The organism is Extibacter muris (assembly GCF_004345005.1).
Classification (GTDB): Bacteria; Bacillota; Clostridia; order Lachnospirales; family Lachnospiraceae; genus Extibacter; species Extibacter muris.
In genome coordinates, this window is sequence record NZ_SMMX01000001.1 from 155421 (window position 1) to 171347 (window position 15927).

The window sequence follows — 15927 nt, forward strand, 5'->3', positions numbered from 1 at the left end:
TTCAGTCCGGGTGTAATATTGAACTATGATTCAGTAAAGGAGCGGTCGGTTATGGCACAAGTCCTAAAAGACGATATCAGGGACAAGATATTGCAGTCGGCATTGGAAGAATTTTATATGCATGGTTTTACCGGGACGGTGATGCGTGACATTGCCCGGCAGGCACGTATCCCGACAGGGCTTATCTATTCCTATTATGCAGGCAAGGAAGCGCTGTTCGAGGAGGTGCTCCGGCCGGTACGCTACGACTGGAAGACTGTATTTAGAGAAGGGGCAGGGCAGCACGGCGGAAAATTTGACCGGCTGAACGAAAGGGAGATGGACTGCATCCGGAACCTTCTCGCCCACAGGAAAGAATTTATCATCTTGATGGATAAGAGCGCTGACACGAAGTTCTCCGATGAAAAGGAAAAATTTATCAGAGAGATCGAACAGCATTTGAAATATCTCATGAAGCATAAGGAAAGATACGATGAGACTTACATCCACATTATCGTGGATAATTTTGTGGAAGGACTGCTGCAGGTGATGTATCATTGCACTAACAAAGAACACGCGCTGTTCACGATGGAAAAGCTAATAAAGATGTATCTGTATGGAATCGGTCTATAGGAGCCGGTTCCTTTTTTTATTGAACAATATTGAATATACATTCAATATAGGGTTGTTCAGGCCATAAGACCTGTTCAGATAGATAAAATTTACGCCAGGAGGTTATAACAATGGATGAGAACAAAGCAAAAATGGAACTATTAGGAAGGGAGAGCGTGCATAAGGCGCTGCTGAAGCTTGGGATACCTACGATGGCAGGCATGCTCGTCTCTGCCCTTTACAATGCGATTGACGCGTACTTCGCGGGCGGCCTCGGCATCAGCCAGATGGGTGCCGTCTCGGTCGTATTTCCCATTGTACAGCTCATTATCGGCTTAGGAATGATGTTCGGCGCAGGGGCATCTTCCTATATCTCGCGTCTGCTCGGGAGAGAAGAATATGAGGAGGCTGACAAGGCGGCATCAACGGCGCTTGTATCTGGCATCGTCGTCGGAGCGGCCGTCATAATCGGAATCCTGTGCAATCTGGATGCCGTGCTCAGGGCGCTTGGAGCGACGGAAACCATATTGCCTTATGCAAGGGCCTACGCCAGAATATATGTGGCAGGTTCCATCATCAATGTATTTACCGTATCTATGAATAATATCCTGACGGCCCAGGGGGCGACGCGTATAACGATGGCTGCCATGCTGAGCGGCAGCATTGCCAATGTGATCCTGGACCCTGTATTCATATATGGGATGCATTGGGGAATCGAGGGGGCTGCCGCCGCTACCGTATTGTCCCTGTGCATGAATCTGGCATTTTATGTCGTGTATCTGGCCAGAAGAAAAGGCGTATTGAGGTTATCGCTGAGAAAATTCACGTGGAGCAGGCAGGTGTACGGCGAGATACTCAAGATCGGAATACCGGTTCTGGCTTTCCAGCTTTTTTCCAGCATATCCCTCGGGCTTACCAATATGGCGGCAAAACAGTATGGAGATTACGCTGTAGCAGCGATGGGCGCCGTCAGCAAAGCAGTTACGGTCGGATCGTATGTCGTGTTCGGATTCATGAAAGGATTCCAGCCCTTTGCCGGGTATAATTACGGTGCCGGACAGTATAGGCGGGTAAAAAGAGCAGTCCGGCTGTGCCTGATCTGGACCGGCGTGTTCTGTGCCGCCGCAGGCGCCTTATGCATCATATTTTCAGAACAAGTGACAGGGCTGTTCGGTGCTGATAGCCGGATGATTTCTTTCGGCAGCAGAGTGCTGGCTGTAAATGCAGTTACCTTTATGACATTCGGGCTGCAGATGGTATATGCGTCCTTGTATCTTGCGGTGGGAAGAAGTATGATCGGCAGCATCCTAAGTCTTGGCAGGCAGGGGATATTCTTCATACCATCCATATTGATTCTGCCGCGTATCATCGGCATCAACGGGCTTATCTGGGCACAGCCTGCTGCAGATCTGGCTGCTGCTGCCGTCACCGTGTGCTTTGCGGTTACGACAGACAGGAGGCTCGGGCTTTTAGAGAAAGGGGCAGGGAAGGAGTAGAAGAGACAAATGCGCGGCTATGTTGAAGGCTGCCAGCCTGACAGGCAGTTCCTTCCGCTTTGCTTTGCACAGTAGAGCGCTTTGTCAGCATCGTTCAGCAGATTCATGAACTGCTCCTCGCTGCTTACGCGCCGGCTGCTGATTCCGATGCTGACGCTGACATACCCGTCTCCTGCGACGTGTGGGATCTTCAGATTGTGGATTTCTTGCAGCAGCTTCTCTGCAAATGCAGTCACTTCCTCCCTGCCGGCTTCCTGCAGCACGACTAAGAACTCTTCTCCGCCGTAACGCACGGCAATGGATCTAAACCGACGGAAAGCCTGCGGATGACGTCCGCGACAGACTTGAGCACTACATCGCCAGCCATGTGCCCATACGTGTCGTTATATTGTTTGAAGTAGTCCACGTCCAGCATCAATGCATGAAGTTCCGTACTTCCCTTTTCCAATAGATTCTGCTTATACTGTTCCAGATATATACGGTTTGACAATTGTGTGAGGCCGTCCTGGTTGGAAAGGTATTCAAACTGCTGGTTCAGCTGCTGGAGCCTGCCATACGTATAGACATAGAATCCGCTCGAGGCAAGTGAAAATACGAAGTTCCCGATGTAGAGGAACGGAAACCGCCGCAGGAAATTCTGCGTGTATACCGGGGGGAGGATATGATGCAGCGTAGTCCATAAAAATGCAATGAGGACAGACAGGCCGATGCCGCTGAACAGGATGGCGGGCTTCATCTGCAGGATAAAGAAGCAGATGAACGGGTACAGGCAGAACCAGAGCGCGGCAAAACCTTCCACAAGTCCGCCTGCGACATAGAGCGTGAACATGCCGAGCAGTATAAAGGCCATACAGAGGGAACCCGCCAGATATCTGCCTGTTTTCTTCGTATACAGATAGATGACGATGCAGACGGCTGCACTGATGCCGGTCTCGAGGCCCAGGCGGTATTCTGCCTTTATCATATTTAAGACAGTCATAATGACAGAAATGCCCGCGCCGGCAATACAGAACAGGCGCAGCTGCGCACAGAGCCTGTCTGTCCTATTTACAAACATGTCCTTGAGCAGACCTTTGAAAAACTTCTTCAGATAATTCATGTAAGTCCCCCTTCGTTCATACAGTTATTATAAGCGCGTCCATATTATGGAAGCAGAAAAACCTTGACACGGAAATACTACAAGTGTAAGATTTAAAAAGAGCATAGAAAGATAACAAAATCAGGTATTGTTACATAACAGTTCTGAAATATCACTTTCAGGGAGGGAAGTATGCGGTACGGAAACCATACACACAAAAAAAGTAAACCTATACGGATACTATCGGCCGCTGCAGGGATAATCTTAACAGCGGGCGCCATTTCTGCCATTATATATTTCTGCTCCGACAGGGGAAAGGTGACGCCTCAGGAACTTCTGGCCGAATACATGGATCATATCCCTGAAAAGGAATATGCAAAGATGTATGCGATGCTGGATAAGGAGACGGCTGGGGATATAAGCGAAGAAGAGTTCATAACACGTAATTCCGCCATATATGAGGGGATTGGGACGAAAGATATGGCCGTCAAAGTAACGGAGTATGACAAAGACAAGAGGATGGTAAAGTACCATACCTCATTGGATACGGTGGCCGGAAACATCAGCTTTGATAACGAGGCTGCTTTTGTAAAAGAAGGAGACGGCTACCGCCTCGTCTGGGAGGACAGCCTTATCTTCCCCGGCCTCGAAGCGGACGACAAGATCAAGGTGTCTGTAACGCAGGCGGAAAGAGGGCAGATATTGGACCGGAACGACCGCGTCCTTGCAGGAAAGGGGACAGCTTCTTCCGTCGGAATCGTACCTGGCAAGCTGGAGGACAGAGAACGTGCGGTGGAAGAGATAGCAGAGCTGCTCGCTCTTGAGCCGGAGGTGATAGAGAAAAAGCTGGATGCACGATGGGTGAAGGAAGATTCTTTTGTCCCGGTCAAGACGGTCGCCAAAGCGAGCGAATTGGATCTGCTGGCAGTGGATCCGGATGACGAGGCGGCTGTGGAAGCCAGGAGGCAGGAAAAGCTCCTTGCCGTACCAGGCGTCATGATTACAGATGTGGAAGTGCGGGAATATCCCCTGAAACAAGCCGCCGCACATCTGACAGGCTATGTCCAGAGCGTAACGGCAGAAGACCTCGAGGAGCATGCCGGGGAGGGATATACATCCAACAGCGTTATCGGAAGAAGCGGTATAGAAGGGCTGTATGAGAAGGAATTGAAAGGAAATGACGGATATAGCATCAATATGGTGGATAGGGACGGGAACCTGAAGAAAGTGCTTGCGAACGTTATGGTAGAGGACGGACAGGACATAAAGCTTACGGTGGACGCTGATATCCAGTCTGCCCTGTATGAACAGTTTGCAGGAGACAAAAGCTGTTCCGCTGCCATGAACCCGTATACCGGGGAAGTGCTGGCGCTTGTCAGTACGCCTTCCTATGACAGCAACGGTTTTATAACAGGGATGACGGATGAGGAATGGACGGCGCTCAATGAGGACGAGAAGAAACCGCTGTACAACCGCTTCCGCCAGGTTTGGAGCCCCGGTTCTACGTTTAAGCCGGTCACCGCGGCAATCGGGCTGGATTCGGGGGCGATAGACCCGCAGGAAGACTTTGGGAATGAAGGGCTTAGCTGGCAGAAGGATGCATCATGGGGGTCTTATCACGTGACGACGCTCCATGAATACTCACCGGTAGTGCTGGAAAACGCGCTTATCTATTCCGATAATATCTATTTTGCAAAAGCGGCGCTGAAAATCGGGGCGGAAGAATTGCAGGAATCCCTGCAGGAAATCGGGTTCGGACAGGAACTGCCATTTGAGATATCAATGTCCGTCTCACAATATTCTAATACGGAGAAGATTGAGACAGAGATTCAGCTTGCCGACAGTGGATACGGTCAGGGACAGGTGCTCGTCAATCCGCTGCATCTTGCGGGCATCTATACGTCCTTCTGTAATGGAGGCAATATGATCAAGCCGTATCTGCGGTATGAGGAGGAGCCAAAGGAAGAGATCTGGATACATGCCGCATGTACGCCGGAAACGGCGGACCGGGTACTGGAAGGAATGAAAAAGGTCATAAATGATTCCAACGGAACCGGATATGCGGCCCACAGAGAGGATATCATCCTTGCAGGAAAGACCGGCACGGCGGAGATCAAGGTTTCAAAAGAAGATACTGCCGGAACGGAACTTGGATGGTTTGCGGTATTGACGCCGGATAAGGAGTACGAAAAGCCGATACTGGTCGTAAGCATGGTCGAAGATGTGAAAGACATCGGAGGGAGCGGCTATGTTGTCGGCAAGGACAAAGATGTACTGGATGCGTACCTGACACATTAAGATTCAGACCACTTCTGTCCGGGAAGTGGTCTGCTTTTAAATATTACGGCTGTAAGAATAAGGAGGAAGACATGGGTCTGTGATGAGGAGGGTTACCTGTTCTTTGAGCGCAACAGCCTTTCCGGTGCCGGCAGCGGCCGGGTGGCCGTACGGCTGCAGCCGCTCGATGATTCGTGCAGAGAGCTGAACCGGAAGTATCTTCTGCCGGCAGGATATCACCAGAACAATATGTTTACGACCGACTGGAATGAAGATGATTACGGGAATCTGAACCTGTATGATCTATATGAGAAGCTGTATATGATGAAGACAGGGGAGGAAGCACCTTACGAATTTGCCTTTACGGGCAGGACCTATGAAGTGCCGGAAGAGGAATTTGAAGCGGTGTTCCACGATTTCTTCCAGATAGACAGCCAGATAATCCGTCAGAGGACGACCTACCATGAAGAGACGCACACTTATCAGTACAGGCCACGGGGGCTGTATGACAAGGGAACTACACCGGATGTCCCGTTTCCTGAAGTGGTGTCATATGAAGAGAATGGAGACGGAACACTCAAGCTGACCGTCAATGCGGTCTGGCCCAAGAAAAGCCTGGAAAGAGCGTTCCGCCATGAGGTGGTCGTAAGACCGCTTAACGGGGACGGATAGCAGGTCAGCTGCGCTGCCTCGTATCAGCGCCTTTCCGATGCCTGTTCATGTCCATATAGCCAATGAGGACGGTCCACACATAAGCGCATGTCTTAGGAATCATCAGCATTCCTACAGCTGGGACGGTATCGGCAAAAAGCACGACAGGAATATAAAAAGCGAAGCTTAAGGCTATCGTCAGCCACATCAGCCGGAACGGGCTGTCGCTATGCGCTCCTGCTGATCTGTAGAAGAGGACGATGATAAGCAGCCCCATCAGGGCGAAGGGGATGTTGCGCCCGATGCCCCAGCTAAGCGGAGCATCGGCAGATGTCCAGCCGTTCTGCGGAAACAGGCAGAGTATGATGCGCACAAGTGCAAGCGCATAGACAGAGGCGGTCAGCGCCATATGCCCCTTTATGCGGTAGCGGAGCCGCCATACATAGTAGAGCAGTATATAAAATACGGTCATGGTTATTGAAGTGATGAATTTACCGATGCCGAGTACGGCAGTATATTGGTCGAGCCCCGTCGTACAAAGTGCTACGGCGCGGGGAACGAGATGAAACGCGTCACCGGCCCCGAGCGTCACAGCCATGACGCCGAAGAGCAGATACTGCTTTGTCCCCCGGCTTCTGCGGATCATAAGTATTCCGAGCGTGATTACTGTAATAAGGTAGACTGCATCGAATGATGTTTCCATAATTGCCTGCATTGTCAGGCACCTCCTTTTCGTCGTTTTCCAGATATCAATGACAGCATCATTGCGAGGCGTGTGTTCCCTTAAACTGACGCTAAGTTCGCTGCTGTACAGGGATACGGGTCAGTATATGCAGCGGGAGACGATCTCCAGCAACGTTCCGGTCATTTTTCAATACCTGCGTCAGGTTCTCTTTTATGTGCCCGAAATATTGCTGCATCGCGAGCCGTCCTTTTTCTTTCTCCCCGGCCGCGAAGCTGACGGAATGGAAGGTGAAAAATCCCGGATACCGGGCACATCCTTTCTGTACGCGATCAAACAGCCAGATCAGGCAGCCGGAGAAGGAATCGAATTCCGTATAATCGTCCATATGAAAGATATCGCGCCACACGTCTTCTACAGCGGCACTGAGCAGTTCCGCCTTGGATGGGAAGTAGTTGTACAGGGACCCCACCGCTATGCTGCAGGCATACCGTGTCAGTCAAGAAACTGCATGTCCGACAGTATGGACTGTGCCGTCCGTGAGGCGGCAGCTCCCGTGGCTTCGGAATCCCCCCGGATATTGACGGCGAAGAGACACGTACGGCCCGGAAGCTCCACCCATCCGACGAACGAGCCGTTCACATCTCTGCCGTCCACGCGCCCGGTCCCGGTCTTGCCATATAGCGCCGTGTCACCGTCTTGTGACAGAAGAAGGGCATCCTTTACCGCATCTATGCTTGACTTGTCTGCGGGAAGATCATATTCATACAGAAGCCGTAAAAGCTCGACCTGCTCGATGGCTGAGATCTTAAGGGAAGATTCCATCCAGTAGGAATCGGCGCCTCCGCTGTTATCCTCATTCCCATAGTGCATCTGCTTCAAAAAGGCATGCACGGACGCCGCGCCTGCCTGCCTGTCGATAGACTGGAAATACCAGTTTACAGAGTTGCGCATGGCTGATTCCAGATCCTGGTCCTGATTCCATTCATCAAAGGGGTGAAGCTTCCCATCCCATTCCATCCGTGTCATTCCGGGGGTGATGATACCGGTCTCCAGACCGAGCAGGGCGGCGTAGATTTTATAGGTCGAGTTGGGCGATACGCGAAGCGCCGCATTCTCCTCATCATATATGAGCCAGGAGTCTGCCGCTGTGTCATAAAGCACGAAGGTTCCGTCATATCCGCTGAAATAAGAGGACAGGTCAGGGTAGGATATCTGTGCTTCTTTTGTATTGAAATCATAGTAGTCCTTGCCGGACGCATATGTCGAAAGTGCAGGGGCGGTTCCGAAAAGGGCCAGTGCGGTAAGGCAGTATATACACAGTCCCAGTATCCGTTTTGATGCAGATTCAGGGCGGTATGAAGCGATGTTCATGACCCTTCTCCTGAGCTGCTTGGGATCCCCCCCGATGCCGGAGGCAAGGGGGAAGGGGACGAGAGATATTTTCTCGGCATAATTGATAAGCGTATGGCCATATTTTTCATAATCCGCCCTGTTCAGCATCTTGAGTACGGCAGAATCACACGCCGCTTCCCGGTCTCCCTGCATCTCTTTGAAAGCGATCCATACGAAAGGATTGAACCAGTACAGCACCTTGGCGGCATTCGTAAGATTGTTGACGAGTGCGTCCTTGTGCCTGTAGTGCTGAAGCTCATGCAGCAGCATGTACCGGATATCGTCCGGATGACCATCCGATATGAGATGGAGCGGAAGATAGATGCAGGGCTTTAGAAAGCCTGTGATGACAGGAGATGTTAAGAACGCAGTTGCACGTATCGGAATGTTCCTGCCGATCCCTGCCTCCTGCAGGCAGCTGCTGTAGAGTGCAAGAACATGGGCATTTTGGAGCGATGTTGAAGACCGTCTGATTTCGTTCAGCCGGTGAAAGGATGCAGCCAGCATGACGAGCATGGCAATCATGCCCCCGATCCATATGACAAGCAGGAGCATTACTGCGGCATCAGGGGCCTTCCGGCTCACAGAGATGCTGAAATCATTGAGCCAGTCAGAACTGGTGTCCTGCGTGACCGTACCGGCGGCTTCATAAGCAGTGGACGCACCGGATACCGGACGGGTTCCCGCCGTGGTGAACCATGTAAGCATCTGCCCGAACCGGGGCATGTCTACTGGCAGAAACGGTACGGCGAGAAGGGCCAGCAGAAGGAACCAGAGCTGGTATATCCTGCGGGCTGACAACAGCCCTTTCAATCCATGCCGGACTGCCAGGATGATGCCGACGATGGCAGCAATAAAAGCATTGCATATCAGAAAGCGGACGATGAAATCCATATCATCTCCCTCCTTTTCGGGAACGGCTGGAAAGAAGGGAACGCAGAGAATCGATATCCGATTCCGACAGCCTGTCATCCTCAATGTAGGCAGAGAGCATCGCGGTGATGTCGCCGTTATAGAAACGTTTCAGAAAAGAGCTGCTCTCTTCGTTCACATATTCCTGCTCTTTCACAAGCGGTGTATAGACGAAGACCCGGCTCTGCTTCTCATAAGTGAGGGCGCCCTTGTTCACGAGCCGCTTGATGAGGGTCTGGACTGTCTTCGGACTCCAGTCCGTATCCGCGGTCAGACGTTCTGTTATCTCGTTCGTGCTGATAGGGGAATGCTTCCATACGATCTTCATCACTTCATATTCGGCCTCGGATATCTGGGGCAGTGGTGCCATAACAACTCCTCCTTAAATCTTACGATTGTAATAGATAGATTATATCGTTTTTGCCGGGTATTGTCAATGAATGCGGGCGTCCCCGTACTGCTCCAATATGTATTTGAAATAACAGGCAGGAGATGGTAACATAGGAGCAGAACACATATATTGGAGGTCAACGTGAAAGTATTATTTGTAGACAGCTGTACGAAGGAAGGCATGAGACCTCTGACAGAAGAGGATACCGTACGGCGTGACGGACTTGTCAAGGCGGGGGAACTCAGCCACCGTATGTTCGATTATGCGAGACAGTTTGCCGGCGCGGACCGGATCCTTATCGGCGATCCGTACTGGGATCTGTCGTTTCCGTCTATGCTCAAGGTATATATCGAGCACATCTGCGTGAATGGGATTGCATTTGCGTACGAGGGAGCCAGGCAGGTTGGACGCTGTTCCGCCGAAAAACTTATGTATATACAGACAGCGGGCGGTTTCGTGGGAGAAAAGGAACCTGGAAGCATATATCTGCATGCAGTATGTGGAATGCTCGGCATCCCCGGATTCCGGTACATCTGCGCGGAAGGCATGGATATACAGGAGATAGACACGGAACGGCAATAGCGGGAGGCAGTAGAGAGGGCCGTAAAGGAGGCGGAGCAGTGGTAAAGGGCTGTATTCCTGGACAGCGATACTTTCCACCACGATGATCGGACTGGGAACAGCAAAAAGAGAGCTGGCCGATGAAAACTTTGCCCGGTTCCGCAGGGTGTTCGGCCAGTGCCAGGATGTCCGCAGGATTGGCTCTGCCGCGCTGGAGCTGGCATATACCGCCTGTGGCAGACAGGGAGGCTATTTTGAGATATATCTGAATCCCTGGGATTATGCTGCTGGTATGCTTCTAATTCAGGAGGCCGGCGGTAAAGTAACTGATTTTACGGGAAAGCCGCTTGATCCGAGAAAAGGCGGCAGCGTAGTGGGAACGAATGGATATATCCATTCAGAATTGTTACATCTACTGTGAGCGTGCGTTCCCTTTTCAAAAATTAGTGAGAATATCTCAATACTTTTAAACAGCTAATATCGTATGGACGAATAGATAAATACAGAATTATGGAGGGAAACAATTATGCTTGATATAATACCTAATGCAGAGGAAATGACTGCTTTAGTCGGACAATCCTTATATGATGTATGGAACAAGCTGTGCCTTTTAATTGATGAAAAATATGAAATGGATTGCCAGTGGAATAAAGGCGGTAAGGCATGGACTTATGAGTATAAATACCGTCGAGGCGGTAAAACACTTTGTGCGCTATATGCCAGGGAAAATTGTATAGGTTTCATGATTATCTTTGGAAAAGACGAGAGAGCAAAATTTGAAGCAGAACGAAATAATTATTCTGAACAAGTTCAAAAAATCTATGATGAAGCGCAAACCTATCATGATGGTAAATGGGTAATGTTTGAACCGACTGATACATCAATGTTTCATGATTTGATTAAATTATTAGGCATTAAAAGAAAGCCGAATAGGAAGTAGCGGCTATGGGATTAGGGTAACAGTCAAATCAGCAATTCGGAGGAAAAGACTTATGGATGAAAAATTGCCGCCAAAAGCAAGACGGATAATGGATGAAAGATTTGGGCGTGATACGTTGATAGCCCTTGCCACTATCGATGATAATATTCCTCATGTACGGACAGTAAATGCCTACTATGAAAACGGAGCATTTTATGTTATTACCCACGCGCAATCAAATAAGATGAAGCAAATAGCTGAAAATCCCAATGTCGGAATATGCGGGGAATGGTTTACCGCTCATGGAAAAGGGACAAATATAGGGTGGTTTTGCAAAGAAGATAATAAGGTGATTGCACAGAAATTGAGAGAAGTATTTTGCGAGTGGATAGATAACGGGCACAACGATTTTAACGATGAAAACACCATCATTCTGCGTGTGGAATTGACTGATGGCCTGCTGCTGTCGCATGGTACAAGATATAAGTTTTAACTTGTCATATTTTCCCACTTTGCTGGGTTAAGTGTTATCATAGCTTATCTGAATCGCTTGCAGATAGGTTGTTAAAGGAGGTTCCATGAAAGGATTTAACCGACAAAATCAATTATTTTCCCTCTGCGGTTTGAATTGCGGGCTTTGTCCCATGTTCTTGAATAAAAACTGCCCTGGTTGCGGAGGCGGTGAAGGAAATCAGTCGTGTAAAATCGCAAGGTGCAGTCTTGAGCATGGAAAAATAGAATACTGCTATGAATGTGAAAAGTATCCATGTGAAAAGTATCAACACATTGATGACTATGATTCTTTCATCACGCATAAACGGCGAAAAGCAGATTTAGAAAGAGCAAAAAACATAGGCATTGAGCAATATAATCATGAACAGCAGGAAAAAGCACAAATTCTTTCTTACCTGCTTTCTAACTATAATGACGGACGTAGAAAGACATTCTTTTGTGTGGCTGTCAATTTATTAGAACTTTCGGAGCTACAAGAAGCGATAAAACAAATACAAGCTAATGATGAATTGCCCTCACTACCATTTAAGGCACAATGCTTGTATGTGGTAGAGGTGCTTCAGAAGATTGCTGAAAGAAGAAATATAAAACTAAAACTTATCAAGAAAAAGTGATTTTTAAATTAGAATTTTCGGAGGAGGTGTTCTAATGAAAATAGAAATAGGGAAAGCGTTTCCACAGTATTTCAAACCCTCATATCCAGAGGAATTTGAATTATTTTCACATTTTGAAACAACAGCGGGAATACCAACCGTTTTATTTGCCATTACCACATGGAAAGAAAATGAAAAGCCGAATGTTTGTTTTCACGCATGGAGTTGTTTTCATGGTGATAAAACTGCTTTCTTTGCTGTTATGGGAAACCTTTATCAGCATACCCATACCTATGTAAATATCCAGAGAGAAAAGTGCTTTTGTATCAATTTTTTGCCGATAAGCTATTACGATAAGTTGTTAGATACAATTAAGAATAACGACTATGAAGCAGATGAATTTTCAGTGGGGAATTTTTCTCTTGTAAATGCCAAAACCATACACGCTCCCATGATACAGGAAGCATTTGTAAACATAGAATGTACTTTGAAAGAAACACAGGATTTAAGCGGTGCAGGTATTACTTCTATGATTATCGGACAGGTACAGCATATTTCTGTTGAGGAAGAATATGCACAGGGCTATGAAAGGCGATACGGAAAGAACGGTTTTATGATGTTAGTTCCTGCTCCACAAGACTTGAAAACAGGAGAATCTAATCAATCAGCGATTGCAACGATAAATATTGAAAAGTATGATTGAAAAATCTTGGTTTGTGAAGTAATATATAGAAAGGCAAATAGTAATTTGTCTAAATAAATCAAGATAGACATATCAGAATTTTTGGAGGAAATAAAAATGGAAACAGCACACCCATCTATGTTAGATTTATTATTGGAAACACATATTGGTCTGGAACGTCAAGGGCCAGGCAGCGTCGAAGTAATTAAACAGGCCCTCGAATTTCTTAAGCCATTGGATCAATTTTCAAAAATTGCAGATTTAGGCTGCGGAACAGGAACACAGACGTTGCTTTTAGCGAAGTATTTATCCGGTAATATTACTGGTTTAGATATATTTCCTAAGTTTATAGATAAATTGAACGAAAATGCTAGAAACGGAAATTTGGCAAGCCGGGTAACAGGCATCACTGGTTCTATGGAAAACCTGCCATTTCAAAAGAATTCTTTAGATTTAATCTGGTCGGAAGGTGCGATTGATAACATTGGTTTTGAAAAGGGTCTTTCGCACTGGCATGATTTTCTCAAAAAAGGAGGTTTTGTCGCAGTAACCTGTCCGTCTTGGCTTACAAAAGAACAGCCGACGGTTGTTCAAAAGTTTTGGACAGATGCGGGAAGCCGATGGGATTCTATCAGTGATAATATAGAAACTATGCAGAAATGTGGTTATCAGTTTATTGCGTCTTTTGCTTTGCCGGAACAATGTTGGACAGAAAATTATTTTATCCCCCGTGAGAAAGCAATTAACAACCTCTTAGAAAAATATGCTGGTAATGAAACAATGATTGAATATGCTGCACAAAACCGATATGAAACTGAACTTTATTCAAGGTATAGTCAGTATTATGGATATATTTTTTATATTGGTAGAGTTATATAATTCCAGTTTGTAAAAGTCAATAAATACAAAGATAAATCAAAATTTGAAAGTGAGATAAAAAAATGAGGAAATGTTTAAGATGTACTGTTGAAATGGTAGAAGGATTAGATATTAAAGTTGAAGGTGGTGCTTATGGTATTAAAGTAACACAACAAGGTGTTTTTAAAGATAATTTAGGAAAGTTTAAATGTGCAGTATGTCCTGAGTGTGGATATACTGAAACCTATATTGAGAATCCAGAAAGAGTAAAAAAACTAATAGTAGATAAAAAATAAGTAATTACTATCAATTCCAGTTGTGAATGCAAACAAAACGCAATTTAATAAACAACACATTAACGAAACGCTCACTTTTTGGTGGGCGTTTTCTTATGCCCTGAAAGGAGGCGATTCTTATTTGGAACATACTGACACACTTATTCACTTTTACCGGAGGCATGGCGGCGGGCGTTACGCTCATGTGCTATGTCTTTGGCAACGGTATTGGGTGCGAATGAGAAAAAGGACGGGTACCTGGAGGGAAACGGTTATCTGGTGAGCTGGTGCGTGGGACACCTTCTGGAATTGGCCCAGCCCGAAGCCTACGGGGGACAGTATGCCAAATGGCGGTATGCGGATCTGCCGATCCTGCCGGGGACCTGGAAATATGAAAGTGCCAAAGGATAAGAAAAAGCAGCTTGACCTTCTGTGCCGGCTGATGAAGGACAAACGGGAGGATTCCATGGTGTGCGCTACTGACGCCGGGCGCGAGGGTGAGCTGATCTTCCGTCTGGCCTATGAGTACGCCGGGTGCAGGAAACCGATAGAACGCCTCTGGATTTCCAGTATGGAGGACGCGGCGATCCGGGACGGCTTTGAACACCTGCGCCCCGGTAAGGATTATGACCGCCTCTATGACGCCGCGGTCTGCCGGGCCGGTGCGGACTGGCTGGTCGGGATCTACGCGACGAGGCTGTTTTCCGTCCTGTACGGCGTCACCTTAAATGTCGGGCGCGTTATGTCCCTGACGCTGGCGCTTCTGGTGCAGCGTGAAGCAGAGATTCAGGAGTTTGCCAGCGTACCCTTCTATGTCCCGGAGATCACCTTCGGCGGTTTTACCGCTTCCGGCGAAAGGCAGGAGGAACAGGCAAAAGCCGAAGCAATCCGCGTTTCCTATGACGGGCAGACGGCAACGGTCCGTTCGGTGGAGAAACAGATAAAAACGGTACAGCCTCCCCGCCTTTATGACCTGACAACCTTGCAACGGGAATGTAACCGTATTTATGGCTATACCGCCCAGCAGACCCTTGATTACCTGCAATCCCTCTATGAAAAAAACTGGCGACCTATCCCCGCACCGACAGCCAGTATTTGACCGAGGATATGCAAGCCACCGCTGCTTCCCTGGTTCTCTGGCTTCGTGACAGCCTGCCTTTTGGAAAAGGCTGCAACGGCGAGCCGGATATTGACCGCGTGCTTTATGCCACCGCACAGGCGCATAAATTTGAAGCAGTCACGGCTTCCCTTGATTGTGCGGGCCATCCCTTCACGGCGAAAGGAAAGACTGTCTTGCAGGCAGGCTGGAAAGAAATCGACCGTCTCTACCGCATGGGGCTGAAACAGAAACCGGAAGAAAAAGGCAGTGAGGACGCTGCGCTGCCGGAACTGAAAGAAAACCAGACCTTTTCCCCTGTGACTGCTTCTATCCGGGAAGGCAAAACCTCCCCGCCAAAGCACTATACGGAAGATTCGCTGCTTGCGGCTATGGAGACCGCAGGCACCGAGGATGCGCCGGAGGACAAGGTGAATTGCCCTGCAGGGCAGGGGCAAGAGAAGGTGGCCTGGGCCATGCCGAGCGCAAAGGCTTAGGCACTCCGGCCACCTGTGCGGCCACGCTGGAAAAGCTGGTGGCGGTCGGATTTGTGGAACGGAAAAAGAAACAGCTTCTCCCAACTGAAAAAGGCGTGAACCTGATTACAGTCCTGCCGGATAATATCAAATCCCCGCTGCTTACCGCGGAATGGGAATCCAGACTCAAACAGGTGGAGCGCGGCGAGATCCGTGCCGAGGCTTTTATGGAAGGAATCGCCGATATGAGCCGGGCGCTTGTCAAAGAACATACCGCACCGGAGGAACGGTTTGCCGGTCTGTTCCCCGACGCGAAAGGAACCCGGCGTGAGGCTGTCGGCACATGTCTCCGCTGCGGCGGAGCGCAGGCCGTCCGTCCGAAAGCAGATCCGGGAGACGAAGCAGCAGGAACCGTCTGCCCGGCCAAAACCGGAAAAACAGCAGGAACGATAACAGGAGGATTCATTATGGAGAAAGGAAA

17 protein-coding genes and 2 pseudogenes are annotated in these 15927 nt (G+C 48.5%); 13 read left to right on the top strand and 6 right to left on the bottom strand.

The window, feature by feature from the left end; translation table 11 throughout:
* The first annotated feature begins 51 nt into the window (after positions 1 to 51).
* Together E1963_RS00755 and E1963_RS00760 are read left to right on the top strand one after the other, a co-directional pair.
* On the top strand, positions 52 to 612 hold the full coding sequence (locus E1963_RS00755) for a TetR/AcrR family transcriptional regulator (protein WP_132274001.1): 561 nt from the start codon (positions 52 to 54) through the stop codon (positions 610 to 612).
* A 110-nt stretch (positions 613 to 722) separates the two neighbouring features.
* A complete protein-coding gene (locus tag E1963_RS00760) occupies positions 723 to 2087 on the top strand; it encodes an MATE family efflux transporter (protein WP_132274004.1) in 1365 nt (454 codons plus the stop codon).
* Positions 2088 to 2104: 17 nt separating this feature from the next.
* On the opposite strand, the gene E1963_RS21195 is transcribed toward E1963_RS00760, so the two are convergent.
* Together E1963_RS21195 and E1963_RS21200 are read right to left on the bottom strand one after the other, a co-directional pair.
* Complete coding sequence (locus E1963_RS21195; RefSeq protein WP_167482081.1) at positions 2105 to 2380, bottom strand: GGDEF domain-containing protein; 276 nt, start codon at positions 2378 to 2380, stop codon at positions 2105 to 2107.
* Entirely contained in the window at positions 2353 to 3186 is an 834-nt protein-coding gene (locus E1963_RS21200; RefSeq protein ID WP_132274009.1) for a GGDEF domain-containing protein, read from the bottom strand. The genes E1963_RS21195 and E1963_RS21200 overlap by 28 nt, the downstream gene beginning before the upstream one ends.
* Positions 3187 to 3357: 171 nt before the next feature.
* Between E1963_RS21200 and E1963_RS00775 the strand changes: the two genes are divergently transcribed.
* Together E1963_RS00775 and E1963_RS00780 are read left to right on the top strand one after the other, a co-directional pair.
* Positions 3358 to 5463, top strand: a complete 2106-nt coding sequence (locus E1963_RS00775; RefSeq protein WP_132274012.1) for a penicillin-binding transpeptidase domain-containing protein — start codon at positions 3358 to 3360, stop codon at positions 5461 to 5463.
* A gap of 57 nt (positions 5464 to 5520) precedes the next feature.
* Entirely contained in the window at positions 5521 to 6114 is a 594-nt protein-coding gene (locus E1963_RS00780; RefSeq protein ID WP_262200761.1) for a DUF6070 family protein, read from the top strand.
* A gap of 4 nt (positions 6115 to 6118) precedes the next feature.
* On the opposite strand, the gene E1963_RS00785 is transcribed toward E1963_RS00780, so the two are convergent.
* The 4 genes from E1963_RS00785 to E1963_RS00800 form a co-directional block, all read right to left on the bottom strand.
* Positions 6119 to 6808: a hypothetical protein gene (locus tag E1963_RS00785; RefSeq protein ID WP_132274017.1), complete on the bottom strand. Its 690-nt coding sequence runs from the start codon at positions 6806 to 6808 to the stop codon at positions 6119 to 6121.
* Positions 6809 to 6887: 79 nt separating this feature from the next.
* Positions 6888 to 7247, bottom strand: coding sequence for a TetR/AcrR family transcriptional regulator (locus tag E1963_RS00790; RefSeq protein WP_243117509.1), 360 nt, complete (start codon positions 7245 to 7247; stop codon positions 6888 to 6890).
* 23 nt (positions 7248 to 7270) lie between these two features.
* Positions 7271 to 9064, bottom strand: a complete 1794-nt coding sequence (locus tag E1963_RS00795; protein ID WP_132274023.1) for a BlaR1 family beta-lactam sensor/signal transducer — start codon at positions 9062 to 9064, stop codon at positions 7271 to 7273.
* Between the two features lies 1 nt (position 9065).
* The gene (locus E1963_RS00800; protein ID WP_132274026.1) at positions 9066 to 9452 is read right to left on the bottom strand and encodes a BlaI/MecI/CopY family transcriptional regulator; all 387 of its coding nucleotides are present in this window, start codon (positions 9450 to 9452) and stop codon (positions 9066 to 9068) included.
* Between the two features lie 162 nt (positions 9453 to 9614).
* Here E1963_RS00800 and E1963_RS00805 point away from each other — a divergent pair, with 162 nt between their 5' ends.
* From E1963_RS00805 to E1963_RS22465, 9 genes and pseudogenes are all read left to right on the top strand, one after another.
* On the top strand, positions 9615 to 10055 hold the full coding sequence (locus E1963_RS00805; RefSeq protein WP_132274029.1) for an NAD(P)H-dependent oxidoreductase: 441 nt from the start codon (positions 9615 to 9617) through the stop codon (positions 10053 to 10055).
* 70 nt (positions 10056 to 10125) lie between these two features.
* Positions 10126 to 10455: pseudogene (locus E1963_RS00810) on the top strand (inositol monophosphatase family protein); the annotation flags it as partial.
* 105 nt (positions 10456 to 10560) lie between these two features.
* Positions 10561 to 10974: a DUF3788 domain-containing protein gene (locus E1963_RS00815; RefSeq protein ID WP_132274032.1), complete on the top strand. Its 414-nt coding sequence runs from the start codon at positions 10561 to 10563 to the stop codon at positions 10972 to 10974.
* A gap of 52 nt (positions 10975 to 11026) precedes the next feature.
* On the top strand, positions 11027 to 11446 hold the full coding sequence (locus E1963_RS00820; protein ID WP_132274035.1) for a pyridoxamine 5'-phosphate oxidase family protein: 420 nt from the start codon (positions 11027 to 11029) through the stop codon (positions 11444 to 11446).
* Positions 11447 to 11531: 85 nt separating this feature from the next.
* Entirely contained in the window at positions 11532 to 12080 is a 549-nt protein-coding gene (locus E1963_RS00825; RefSeq protein WP_132274038.1) for a DUF3795 domain-containing protein, read from the top strand.
* Between the two features lie 34 nt (positions 12081 to 12114).
* Positions 12115 to 12762, top strand: coding sequence for a flavin reductase family protein (locus E1963_RS00830; protein WP_132274040.1), 648 nt, complete (start codon positions 12115 to 12117; stop codon positions 12760 to 12762).
* A 96-nt stretch (positions 12763 to 12858) separates the two neighbouring features.
* Positions 12859 to 13620 (top strand): class I SAM-dependent methyltransferase, encoded by a 762-nt coding sequence (locus E1963_RS00835; protein ID WP_132274043.1) that lies wholly within the window; start codon positions 12859 to 12861, stop codon positions 13618 to 13620.
* A gap of 92 nt (positions 13621 to 13712) precedes the next feature.
* Entirely contained in the window at positions 13713 to 13895 is a 183-nt protein-coding gene (locus E1963_RS00840) for a nucleic acid-binding protein (RefSeq protein WP_243117510.1), read from the top strand.
* 189 nt (positions 13896 to 14084) lie between these two features.
* Positions 14085 to 15808: pseudogene (locus tag E1963_RS22465) on the top strand (DNA topoisomerase); the annotation flags it as partial.
* Positions 15809 to 15927 lie beyond the last annotated feature (119 nt).

Bases quoted from the DNA above. Each gene is read 5' to 3' on its own strand.
- E1963_RS00800 (WP_132274026.1), bottom strand. From the start codon at position 9,452: ATGGCACCACTGCCCCAGATATCCGAGGCCGAATATGAAGTGATGAAG.
- E1963_RS00760 (WP_132274004.1), top strand. From the start codon at position 723: ATGGATGAGAACAAAGCAAAAATGGAACTATTAGGAAGGGAGAGCGTG.
- E1963_RS00815 (WP_132274032.1), top strand. From the start codon at position 10,561: ATGCTTGATATAATACCTAATGCAGAGGAAATGACTGCTTTAGTCGGA.
- E1963_RS00835 (WP_132274043.1), top strand. From the start codon at position 12,859: ATGGAAACAGCACACCCATCTATGTTAGATTTATTATTGGAAACACAT.
- E1963_RS00825 (WP_132274038.1), top strand. From the start codon at position 11,532: ATGAAAGGATTTAACCGACAAAATCAATTATTTTCCCTCTGCGGTTTG.
- E1963_RS00785 (WP_132274017.1), bottom strand. From the start codon at position 6,808: ATGCAGGCAATTATGGAAACATCATTCGATGCAGTCTACCTTATTACA.
- E1963_RS00775 (WP_132274012.1), top strand. From the start codon at position 3,358: ATGCGGTACGGAAACCATACACACAAAAAAAGTAAACCTATACGGATA.
- E1963_RS00820 (WP_132274035.1), top strand. From the start codon at position 11,027: ATGGATGAAAAATTGCCGCCAAAAGCAAGACGGATAATGGATGAAAGA.
- E1963_RS00755 (WP_132274001.1), top strand. From the start codon at position 52: ATGGCACAAGTCCTAAAAGACGATATCAGGGACAAGATATTGCAGTCG.
- E1963_RS21200 (WP_132274009.1), bottom strand. From the start codon at position 3,186: ATGAATTATCTGAAGAAGTTTTTCAAAGGTCTGCTCAAGGACATGTTT.
- E1963_RS00830 (WP_132274040.1), top strand. From the start codon at position 12,115: ATGAAAATAGAAATAGGGAAAGCGTTTCCACAGTATTTCAAACCCTCA.
- E1963_RS00840 (WP_243117510.1), top strand. From the start codon at position 13,713: ATGGTAGAAGGATTAGATATTAAAGTTGAAGGTGGTGCTTATGGTATT.
- E1963_RS00795 (WP_132274023.1), bottom strand. From the start codon at position 9,064: ATGGATTTCATCGTCCGCTTTCTGATATGCAATGCTTTTATTGCTGCC.